The organism is Brevundimonas sp. EAKA (assembly GCF_000698025.1).
GTDB classification, from domain to species: domain Bacteria; phylum Pseudomonadota; class Alphaproteobacteria; order Caulobacterales; family Caulobacteraceae; genus Brevundimonas; species Brevundimonas mediterranea_A.
The window spans coordinates 21,872-32,036 of record NZ_JMQR01000028.1 but is presented as its reverse complement, the minus strand read 5'-3'; the positions used below and the strand labels follow the sequence as shown (position 1 = coordinate 32,036).

At 67.7% G+C, this 10,165-nt stretch carries 9 protein-coding genes; 3 read left to right on the top strand and 6 right to left on the bottom strand.

The window, feature by feature from the left end; translation table 11 throughout:
- The 4 genes from ER13_RS06220 to ER13_RS06205 all read right to left on the bottom strand — a co-directional run.
- Positions 1–2,578, bottom strand: a 2,578-nt coding sequence (locus ER13_RS06220) for an efflux RND transporter permease subunit (protein ID WP_035307631.1), incomplete at its 3' end; no start/stop codon positions are given.
- Complete coding sequence (locus ER13_RS06215; RefSeq protein ID WP_035307629.1) at positions 2,578–3,678, bottom strand: efflux RND transporter periplasmic adaptor subunit; 1,101 nt, start codon at positions 3,676–3,678, stop codon at positions 2,578–2,580. The genes ER13_RS06215 and ER13_RS06220, both read right to left, overlap by 1 nt.
- A 112-nt stretch (positions 3,679–3,790) precedes the next feature.
- Positions 3,791–4,447: a hypothetical protein gene (locus ER13_RS06210; protein WP_052004920.1), complete on the bottom strand. Its 657-nt coding sequence runs from the start codon at positions 4,445–4,447 to the stop codon at positions 3,791–3,793.
- Between the two features lie 131 nt (positions 4,448–4,578).
- Positions 4,579–5,343 carry a class II aldolase/adducin family protein gene (locus tag ER13_RS06205; protein ID WP_008264051.1) on the bottom strand — a complete coding sequence of 255 codons (765 nt, stop codon included), beginning with the start codon at positions 5,341–5,343 and terminating at the stop codon, positions 4,579–4,581.
- 187 nt (positions 5,344–5,530) lie between these two features.
- Between ER13_RS06205 and ER13_RS06200 the strand changes: the two genes are divergently transcribed.
- The 3 genes from ER13_RS06200 (at position 5,531) to ER13_RS06190 (ending at position 8,018) form a co-directional block, all read left to right on the top strand.
- Complete coding sequence (locus ER13_RS06200) at positions 5,531–6,661, top strand: DUF2336 domain-containing protein (protein ID WP_231492486.1); 1,131 nt, start codon at positions 5,531–5,533, stop codon at positions 6,659–6,661.
- Positions 6,662–6,693: 32 nt separating this feature from the next.
- Complete coding sequence (locus tag ER13_RS06195; protein WP_035307627.1) at positions 6,694–7,473, top strand: NAD kinase; 780 nt, start codon at positions 6,694–6,696, stop codon at positions 7,471–7,473.
- A 68-nt stretch (positions 7,474–7,541) separates the two neighbouring features.
- Positions 7,542–8,018 (top strand): hypothetical protein, encoded by a 477-nt coding sequence (locus ER13_RS06190; protein ID WP_008264077.1) that lies wholly within the window; start codon positions 7,542–7,544, stop codon positions 8,016–8,018.
- A gap of 69 nt (positions 8,019–8,087) precedes the next feature.
- Here ER13_RS06190 and ER13_RS06185 read toward each other — a convergent pair whose 3' ends face one another.
- Together ER13_RS06185 and ER13_RS06180 are read right to left on the bottom strand one after the other, a co-directional pair.
- Positions 8,088–9,230: a DUF2336 domain-containing protein gene (locus ER13_RS06185; protein WP_035307626.1), complete on the bottom strand. Its 1,143-nt coding sequence runs from the start codon at positions 9,228–9,230 to the stop codon at positions 8,088–8,090.
- A gap of 88 nt (positions 9,231–9,318) precedes the next feature.
- Positions 9,319–10,116, bottom strand: coding sequence for a transglycosylase SLT domain-containing protein (locus ER13_RS06180; RefSeq protein ID WP_035307624.1), 798 nt, complete (start codon positions 10,114–10,116; stop codon positions 9,319–9,321).
- Positions 10,117–10,165: the final 49 nt, after the last annotated feature.

The following is a 10,165-nucleotide window of genomic DNA, read 5'->3' as shown; positions in this document are numbered from 1 at the left end:
GGACGGGCTGTTGGGCCGCCTCGGCGCGGAGTAACTGGATCGCATCGTCGATGGTCATGCCGGGGTTCAGATCGGCCTGAAGCGAGATGGCCCGCTGGCGATCCAGACGCCGGCGATCCGGCGTGTCGCCCGAGGTCTTGGTCGTCACCACCGCCGACAGAGGCACCAGCTGGCCCGCGCCGGTCGCGACATAGAGCGCTTCCAGATCCGCCACTTCGCGGCGGTTGTCCCGGTCGGTCTGCAGGATGACGTCATACTCCTGGCCGCCCTTGATATAGGTGGTGGCGGTGCGCGACCCGAACATGGTCTCCAGCGTCCGCCCGATGGACTGGGACGAGACGCCCAGCGCCGCCGCCTTCTGCGGATCGACATCGACCAACAGGCGCGGCGAATTGGGTTCGTAATTCAGGCGCGGACGCGAGAAACCGGGGTTGGCCTGGGCCGCCGCCAGCAGGGGCTGAAGCCAGTTGTAGATCTGCTGGTAGTCGGTCCCCGTTGCGATCAGCTCGACCGAATTGGAGTTGCCGCCCCCCCGCTGGAAGGCGCCGGGGGTCGAGGCGTTGACCTGGGCGTCTGTCTGGCCGCGCAGCTTGCCGTTCAGCTCCTGGGCGATCTCGGCGGCGGTGCGGTCGCGCTTGGACCAGTCGGACAGGACCAGGACGCCATTGCCCGTGTTGAAACTGCCGCCGCCGAAGCCGGGCGCCGACACCAGATAGGAATCCGCCTCGCCACTGTTCTTGTATTCGGCCAGCAGGGGTTCCAGCCCCATCATGATCTTGCGGGTATAGTCGAAGCCTGCCCCCTCCGGTCCGGCGACACGCACCGAGACCCGGCCTCGATCTTCATCCGGCACCAACTCGTTGGGCAGGACCAGGAAGATGCCCCCGGCTCCGGCCGCCACCAGGACGATCAGGGCGCCGACGCCGATGACGGCGATCCGCTTGCCCAGCAGCATGTCCAGCGACCGGCCATAGGAGGTCTTCAGTCGGTCCATGCCCCAATCGACCCGGCGCGCGACCCAGCCGCCGCCATGCGCCGGCTTCAGGATCTTGGACGCCAGCATCGGCGACAGGCTCAGCGCCAAGAAGGCCGAGAAGGCCACCGCCGCCGCGATGGCGGCTGCAAGCTCGACGAACAGCCGTCCGACATAGCCCGGCAGGAACAGCAGGGGCGCGAACACCGACAACAGGACGATGGTCGTGGCCACGACGGCGAAGAAGACCTGGCGCGCGCCCCGCTCGGCCGCGACCAGCGGCGGCTCGCCATGGTCCAGACGACGCTGGATGTTCTCGACCACCACGATGGCGTCATCGACGACCAGGCCGATGGCCAGAACCAGGGCCAGCAGGGTCAGCAGGTTCAACGAGAAGCCCAGGGGCGCCAGGACGATGAAGGTCGCCAGCAGACAGATGGGCGCCACGATGGACGGGATCAGGGCGGCGCGCAGACTGCCCAGGAAGATGAAGTTGACCAGGGCCACCAGGGCCATGGAGATGCCGATGGTGATCCAGACCTCGTCGATGGCGTGTGAGGTGAAGACGGAGTTGTCCGACCCGATCTCCAGCGTCACGCCCGGCGGCAGGCTGGGCCGGATCTCGTCGATCATCTTGTGGACGCCGTCCGAGATGGCCAGGTCGTTCGACTGGGCCTGGCGGGTCACCGCCAGACCGATCTGGTCCATGCTGTTGCCGCGGAACAGACGACGCGGCTCCTCGGGCGCCTCCTCGACCCGGGCGATGTCGCCCAGGCGGGTCACATAGGTCGGCTGACCCTGGATGATGGCGGAAGAGCCGCTGCCCGCGCCGGTCGCCACGGCGGCCGAGGCGGAGGCGGACCCCCGCGTGCCGATGGGCAGTTGGCGGAAATCGTCAGGCCGGGCGTAGGTGCGGGCCACCCGGACGGTGTAGTCCTTGTCGGTCGATTCCAGCGAGCCGGCGGGCAGTTCGACGTTCTGGCTGGTCAGGGCCGTCTCGACGTCGTTGACCGTCAGACCGCGCGCGGCCATGGCGGCGGAATCCAGCCAGATGCGCATCGAATAGCGTTGCTCGCCATAGATGTTGACCTGGGCCACGCCCGGCACCGTCGCCATCCGATCCACCAGATAGCGGTCGGCGTAGTCGGTCAGCTGCAGCCGGTTCATCGTCGTCGAGCGCAGGAAGACGATGATGATGGGCTGACTGTCGGAATCCGCCTTGGCCACTTCCGGCGGGTCGGCCTGATCCGGCAGGCGGCCCACGACGCGGCTGACCCGGTCGCGCACGTCATTGGCGGCGTCGTCGATATTGCGGTCCAGCGAGAACTCGATGTTCACGTTCGACCGGCCGTCTCGGCTGGTCGAGTTGATGCGTTCGACGCCCTGGATGCCGGCGATCTGCTGCTCGATCGGCTCGGTGATCCGGCTTTCGATCACCTCGGCCGAGGCGCCGGCGTAGCTGGTGTTGACCGAGACGATGGGCGGATCGACGTCCGGCAGTTCGCGCACGGGCAGGAAGAAGAAGGCGGCGGCCCCGATCACGCACAGGACGATGGCGGCGACCGCCGCGAAGACCGGACGCCGGACCGAGACATCGGAAAGCATCATCGGGCGGCGGCCCGCTGGCCTTGGGCGCGGGGAACGCTGACGGGCGCCCCCGGCTGGATCCGGTTCAGGCCCGAACCGACGATCCGGTCCCCGACGTCCACGCCCGAAAGGATCTCGACGAAGCCGTTCTCGACGGCGCCGGCCACGATCTCGACCCGCTGAGCGGTCGAGCCCTCGGCCCCGGCGGCGATGCGATAGACGAAGGCGCCCGCCCCTTCGTACTGGACGGCGGATTCGGGCGCGGCCGGCGCCTGGCGCTGGCCCTGCTGGACCACGACGGGCAGCAGCATGCCGGGGCGGATACGACCGCCGGGATTGGGAAACTCGGCGCGGGCCGTGGCGGCGCGGGTGGTCTCGTTCACGCGCGTGTCGATCAGGGCGATCCGCCCCTGGAACGGCGTTTCGCCATAGGCGTCGGCCGTCGCCGTGATCGGCGCTCCGGCTTTCAGCACATCCAGATACCGCTCAGGCAGAGGGAAATCGACGCGGATGGTCGATGTGTCGTCCAGGGTCGCGATGACGGCGCCCGGATTGATCAGCGTGCCCGGCGTCACCGTGGTCAGGCCCAGGGTCCCGGCGAAGGGCGCACGAATGACCCGGTCGCCGCGACGCGCCTGCGCCGCCTGCAACGAGGCGCGCGCCGTCTCCAGCGCCGTCTCAGCCTGTTCAAGCAGCACCTGAGGGGCGACCCCCCGATCCGCCAGGGCCTTGTAGCGGTCATACTCGCGTTGGGCCTGGGCGACGTTGGCGCGGGCCTCAATGATGTCCGCATCCTCTTCACGGGCCTGCAGTTCGACCAGGGGCGCGCCCGCCGACACCGTCTGACCGTCGGTGAACAGGACGCGGGTGATCAGCTCCGTGGTGGACGAGGTGATGTTGACCGATCTCTGTCCCCGCGCCACGCCCAGGACGCGGATCTGGTCCGAGAACGACCGCTGGGACACCGTGGCTTCGGACACCTGCTGGCCTCCGCGCCGTCCCCCGCCTGGCGGGCCGCCCGCATCATCGTCTGCGAAAGCGACTTTCAGCACAGCGGCAAGCACCATCAGCCCCAGCAGAACCGCTGCGGCGATCAGGAAGAAGTGGCGTTTTATCACGCAACGGTCTTTCAATTCAGAGGACGCGCACGCTTAGCGGCTTCTCTCCGCCATGCGCAACATTACCTATTGGTAACGTCGCCTACGCTGAATTCCGTCGCCGGGATTACGTTCAAAACCTGCGCCAGATCGCCACAACCGGTCCATGGGCGATGGCCGTCTCCCGACCCGCGACCGTCTGGCGCCAACCGGCCTGGATGCTCCAGCCCCCCATGTCGCGCACCACGGACGCCTCGAGCGACAACCAACGTGCGCCGCCGTCCGCCGCGCCGCCGAAAGCCTGGCCCATCACCAGCCACTGGCCCCCGATACGCCCGCCCAGCGTAGCGTCCACACGGGTTTCATCAGGCAGACCGTCGCGCAGCCGGCGGGCGACCTGCAGTTCGACGAAGGACTGATCCATGCCCCACCGGGCCCCGGCCCCGCCGAACGATCGACCCGCTGAAGCCCGCGCCTCCCAGTCGTATTCGCCGACGCCCGGCGAGGCGTAGCCTGCGTTGCGCCCCTCGCCGGCTTGAGCGTATCCGCCATAGAGACTGACGGCATTGTGATCGTCGCGCCAGACCTGCCAGGTCGCCCCGATCTCGACCGGCCCGCGCCCTTCATAGTCGACGAAGGCGTCTTCCCCCTGCTGCCAATCGGCCTTCAGTTGAAGGGTCAGACGATCTGTCAGCCCGTATTCGGCGAACAGACCCAGCGTCGTGTCGGTGCGGTCGGCCCCCAGCGGCTGCTCTTCGCCTGAGGGATCGAAGCCCGTTTCGGCGTGCATGTCCTCGTATTTGACGATCGCCTGTCCCCGGCCCCTGGGCTGGGTCCAGGCCCCGGCGAAGGCCTCCTCGGCCAGAAGACCTCCGCACAGGCCGACGACGGCCGCCAGGGCGCCGAACGCCCCGCCGGACTTCAGGCGTCGTAGCCGGGCGACTTCCGATCCAGCTGACGCAGGGCGCCCGGCCAGGCCAGGGACGAAACGAAGCTGATGCCCCGCCCCTGTTCCCTGGTTTCCGACTGGGCTTGGTCCGGCGCGATCAGCACGTGTTCGCGCCCGCCCGACAGGGCGGCCACCTGCTGTGCGCAGGCCCTCTCGAGGAAGAATATCCCGATCCATGCCTGCGCCGCCGTTTCCCCGACCGCCAAAGTGCCGTGATTTCTCAGCAGCATCAGTGACTTGTCCCCCAGGTCGGCCACCAGACGTTCGCGTTCGTCAAGATTCAGGGCCAGTCCCTCATACCCATGATACGCAACCTGATGCTGCAGTAAACACGCGTTCTGACTGATGGGCAGCAATCCATGCTGCTGGGCGGCCACTCCAACCCCGTTGACCGTATGCAGGTGGATGACGAATTTCGCATCCTCGCGCGCCGCATGGACCGCCGAATGGATGGTGAAGCCGGCCGGATTGATGAAGTCGGTCGTCTCCTGAACGACGTTCCCTTCCAGATCGACCTTCACCAGCGAGGAGGCGGTGATCTCGTCGAAATAATAGCCGTAGGGATTGATCAGGAAATGATGCTCGGGGCCGGGCACGCGGGCCGAGATGTGGGTGAAGATCATGTCGTCCCACCCGTTCAGCGCCACGAGGCGATAAAGGGCGGCCAGATTCACACGCACCTGCCATTCGGCCTCGGACACGCGGGATTTCAATGCGGGATGGGCGCCGTCGGCCATGGTTTCCTCCTGTATGGCAGGGCCTCTGCTGGGCTTTGCTTCAGCGTCTCCCTCCGTCGTCGATCCGTCAAGCGGCTGCAGGCCCAGTCCGCAGGGGGTTAACCGTCACGTTTCAGATTCCGTTAACCGCGTCTTCACGCCGCAGCCCCATGATGATCGCGAGAGTTTGCTGCGTCCGGGAGTCGCCGTGTCCGCTGTCGTCCAACTGAGGACCTCGTCCAGAACGGACAGAGATCTGTCGCCGCAGGACCTTGTCGATCTAGCCCGCAGCAAGGCTCCAGACGATCGTCACCGCCTGTTGATGGGCGTCATCGCCCTGTGTGAAAGCGCCGCGCCGGCCACGCCCCTGCCGACCGCGCTCGGCGAGATCTTCCTGACCCTGGCCGCCCAGGCCGAGCACGAGATCCGCAGGCAGTTGTCCGAACGCCTGGCTCACGCCGACTGGGCCCCGCCGGCGCTGATCGACATGCTGGCGCTGGACGAAATCGACATCGCCGCCCCGGTCATCGCCGCCAGCCCCCTGCTGAAGGACGCCGCCCTGATCCGCGTCCTGGTCGAGACCACGCTGGAGCACCAGATCGCCGTGGCCCGCCGCCCCAATCTGTCGGGCGGCGTCGTGGACGCCATTCTGGACCGCGCGGATCCCGTCACCATGACCGCCCTGGCCTCCAACCGCAGCGCCGAGATCGGCGAGGCCGCCATGCACCGCCTGGTCGAACATTCCCGCCGTATCGCCGGACTGCGCGCGCCCCTGGCGCGCCATCCCAGGCTCAGCGAGTCCTTGGCGCAGGAACTGTACCAATGGGTCGGCCAGGCCCTGCGCCAGTCGATCGGCGAACGTTTCCAGATCGACGACCGGCTGTTGAACGCCGCCGTGCGGGAAGCGTCCGCAAAGGCGTCACGCATCCCGGTCTGGCGCCCCCTGCCGAACGGCCGCAACGCCGAGGATCGCGAACGCCAGGAAATGGAACGTCGCCTGGTCGACAAGCTGCAGGCGGCCGGCCAACTGCGTCCCGGCATCCTCATCCGCGCCCTGCGCGAGCAGCGATACGGCTTGTTCGAACGGGCTCTGGGCCACCTGGGCGGATTCAGCCCCGCCCAGGTCCGGGCCGCGATTCATTCGTCGACCGCAGAACCCCTTTATCTGGCGTGCACTGCCGTGGGCCTGGACAAGGCGGTTTTCGCCTCCGTCCTGGCCGAACTGCGCAAGCTGACCGACGGCCTGCCCGGCGACCGCGGCTGGTCCGCCACGCCGATGAACAGTCATTCCGCAGCCCGCGCCTTCCGCCAGATGATGGAAAGATTCGCGACAGTTTGACTTCGGCGCCAAGCTGAGGCTCACGTTCGCGCGTGAACCCGGCCCCGCCCGTCCCCGCCCTGGCCTTCACCGCCAGCGACCGCCCCGAGGCCCAGGCGGCGCGCCAGGGTCTGATCGCGCGCTACGGCGCCGTTCCGGAAGAAGAGGCCGACGTCATCGTCGCCCTGGGCGGCGACGGGCAGATGCTGGAGACCCTGCACGCCAACCTGCGTCGTCGCACCCCGGTGTACGGCATGAACCGCGGTTCGGTCGGGTTTCTGATGAACGACTATGACGAGGACGATCTGATCGCCCGCGTGGTCGCCGCTGAACGCACTGTGATCCATCCGCTGCAGATGGACGCCTGGACCGAGAGCGGCGAGGTCCATACGGGTCTGGCCATCAACGAGGTCTCCCTGCTTCGCCAGACCCGCCAGAGCGCCAAGCTGAAGATCACGGTCGACGACCGGGTGCGGCTGGAAGAGCTGTCGTGCGACGGCTGCCTGGTGGCGACCCCGGCCGGATCCACCGCCTATAATCTGTCGGCCCACGGCCCGATCATTCCTCTGGACGCCCGTATTCTGGCCCTGACCCCGATCAGCGCCTTCCGTCCCCGTCGCTGGCGCGGCGCCCTGCTGTCCCACGGCGCCAAGGTGCGGTTCGACGTGCTGGAGCCGGACAAGCGGCCGGTCTCCGCCACGGCCGACAATTTCGAAGTTCGGCGCGTGGCGCGGGTCGAGGTGCGTGAACGCCGCGACGTCGCCCTGACCATGCTGTTTGACGCAGGCCGGTCGTTCGACGAGCGGGTGATGGCCGAGCAGTTCGCCAACTGACGATAGCCCCTACACCCCTTCTTAAGGGCGCGCGGATAAGCTTCGCCGAAATTTCTATGGAGTCTCCCATGAGCGACCCGGCGCACGTCATTCGCCCCACGCCCCCCCTTCGCACGAAGGTCGGCGGCGGTTTCGGCATCAACGCCGACGCCATCGCACGGGCGGAGGAAGCGCTGAAGGCCATGTCCGCCCAGTTCGGACAGTGGCTGAACGACGAGATCGTCAAGCTGGACAAGGCCCAGGCCGACGTCCGTGAACAGGGCTTGAACGCGGAGACCGCCGAGGCCCTGTACTTCCGCGCCCATGACCTGAAGGGGCTGGGAACGACGTATGAATACCCGCTGGTGACCCGTATCGCCGGTTCGCTTTGCCGCCTGCTGGACGACGCCGGCGCCCGCCAGAACGCGCCCCTGATCATTATCGACGCCCATATCGACGCCATCCGCGCCGTGGTTCGCGACCAGGTGAAGACCGACGAGAACCCGACCGGCCGCATCCTGGCCGAATCCCTGGAAGCCAAGGTCGCCGAACACAAGGCGCGCTGAGCTTCAGCCCTCTCCAAAAATGAAAAGGCCCGCCGTCAGGCGGGCCTTTTCTTTGCTGTGCCCCAGGACTCAAGCGGCGGTGGCGGCGATCCTTGCGGGGCGGACGGGCGCCTGGTCCAGCCGCTCCATCAGATAGGCCAGGTCGTCGCGGAGGACGTTCGGCCGCTGGGTCAGGAACCGTTCCAACATGCGCTGGCGGAAGACCTCGCTCGCCGTATCCACCCCTTCGGCCGACAGGGCGCGCCAGGTGTCGACCCCCGCGCGGAAGGCCTGGAACAGCCGTGGCGGCAGACCGGCCCGGTCATAGATCGCCTTTAGCCCGAGGGGTCCTGCATCATGGATCATCAGCCAGGCCCGGTGATGCGGCGTGTTGGCCAACTCGGCCAGACCATGCTCGAACATCGTCATCTGTCCCCGCGCCAGGCCGCGCAGCAACAGCGAGGCGTTCAAGGCCTTGCGCAGATTCAACTGCGCCATGAAGGCGCCCAGGTCCGCGCTGCTCGCGGCCTGATCCACCAGATCGACCGTGGCGCGCTCGCGTGCGTACTGAGCCAAGCGAATGGCGGTCTCGGGCGCCATCGCATGCCGCGAGACCAGGTGCTCGCGCACCGTCTCGCTGGCCAGTTCGATCAGGCGCTCGGTGATATGCAGCGGCAGCACCTGGCGATAGGCGACGGATGTCACCACCTCGGCCGAGTCCGGGAAACGATCGACGATCGCCCCCAGGGCGCGTTCCGACAGGTCTGCGTTGTCATTGGCCGCCAGGGCTCTGACCGCCTGTTCACAGCCTTCGTCCGCCAGCGCCTGGGCCACGTCGCGCGACACGCGCGGTCGACCGGCGACGGCGACCTGACGCAAGGCCGCGCCCCCGCGCACGATCTCGATCAGGTCTTCGTCGCTGAAGGCCGGCGAAGCGCCGATGATCGGCAGGGCGATGCTGTCCACGTCCGCCGCCAGCCGGCGGGCGACGTCATTGGGGATCAGGTCCGATGCCTTCAGCGTCACGGCCATGGCCCGACGCACCAGTTCGGCCGCGTCATTGGCCAGCAGCCGCACGATCTTCTGCGCCGCCTGCCGGTCCCGGTCATCCAGATCGGCGCGATCCATGTTGCGGCACAGCTTGTGCGCCGCCTCCGCGCGTTCATCGTCATCGGCCGCCTTCACCAGGCGCTGGATGTCCATTTCGGTCAGTCGGGCGCGGTGGGCGGTCATGGACGGCTCGTCAGGGAATCGGGCGTGTCCGATATCATGAGACTGCCATGCTTAACGGCCGGTTTACTATGGAGAGACCGGGCGGCGGTCAGGTCGATTTCCCGCCATTCGGCGAAAAGGCGCCGCCGAACCCGCTTCCGCTCGATCCGTCCTGGCCCAGAAGCAGGGCCAGGATGCCATGATCCTGCTTCAGCCGATCCATCCGCGCCGCCAGAACCTGGTCGCGATCGCTCAATTCCGGCATTGGGAACCGCGTATCCCCCGCCCCGGCCGCCGGCGCGCCGTCGCCCGCCGAGCGTTGCAGATTGGCATGGACCTCCGAAACCGTGGCCGCCCGCCCGTTCTTGTAGAAGATGCTGCGGTTGGCCCGGGCCGCATCGGGGAACAGGGCGACGGCGCTGGCGCCCGGGTTGCGGTCCAGGGCGTTCATCAGACTGGCCGCGCCCGCCGGCCCCAGGAAATGGGCGGCGTACAGATCGCCGGCGCCGGGCTCCTTGCCGGTGCGCCCGCGCAGATAGGCGGCGTTGGACGCCGTCAACTCCGCCGCCATCACCGAGGCGGCGTGCGGATCGAATCTCAGGTCCAGCACCACATTTCGCGCCGATCCCTCCACGCGCCAGCGTCCGTCGGTCCCTCGGTGGATCAGATCGGCGTACTGGCCGTAGCCGTGCTGGGCGCCATGCTGTTTGACCGTCCCCAGCCAGGTCTGTTCAATGAACTGGAACAGGCCTGCCGCCGATGAGGTGGGCGCCTTGGCCGACGGGTTCATGGCGCTCTCGCGCCGCGCCGTCTTGACCAGGAAGTCGTAATCGACTCCCACGGCGGTCGAGGCGCGCTGGATGGCCGCCTCTACCCCGCCGGAAGATGGAATCGCTCTGATGCCCATGACAAGCGGAGGGTCGTCGAACGTGGTTAATCAACCGTTAATCGTTAAC

What these genes read in the sequence shown, in the direction of transcription:
- ER13_RS06190 (WP_008264077.1), top strand. Translation starts at nt 7,542, where the DNA reads ATGAGCGACCCGGCGCACGTCATTCGCCCCACGCCCCCCCTTCGCACG.
- ER13_RS06210 (WP_052004920.1), bottom strand. Translation starts at nt 4,447, where the DNA reads ATGCACGCCGAAACGGGCTTCGATCCCTCAGGCGAAGAGCAGCCGCTG.
- ER13_RS06180 (WP_035307624.1), bottom strand. Translation starts at nt 10,116, where the DNA reads ATGGGCATCAGAGCGATTCCATCTTCCGGCGGGGTAGAGGCGGCCATC.
- ER13_RS06185 (WP_035307626.1), bottom strand. Translation starts at nt 9,230, where the DNA reads ATGACCGCCCACCGCGCCCGACTGACCGAAATGGACATCCAGCGCCTG.
- ER13_RS06205 (WP_008264051.1), bottom strand. Translation starts at nt 5,343, where the DNA reads ATGGCCGACGGCGCCCATCCCGCATTGAAATCCCGCGTGTCCGAGGCC.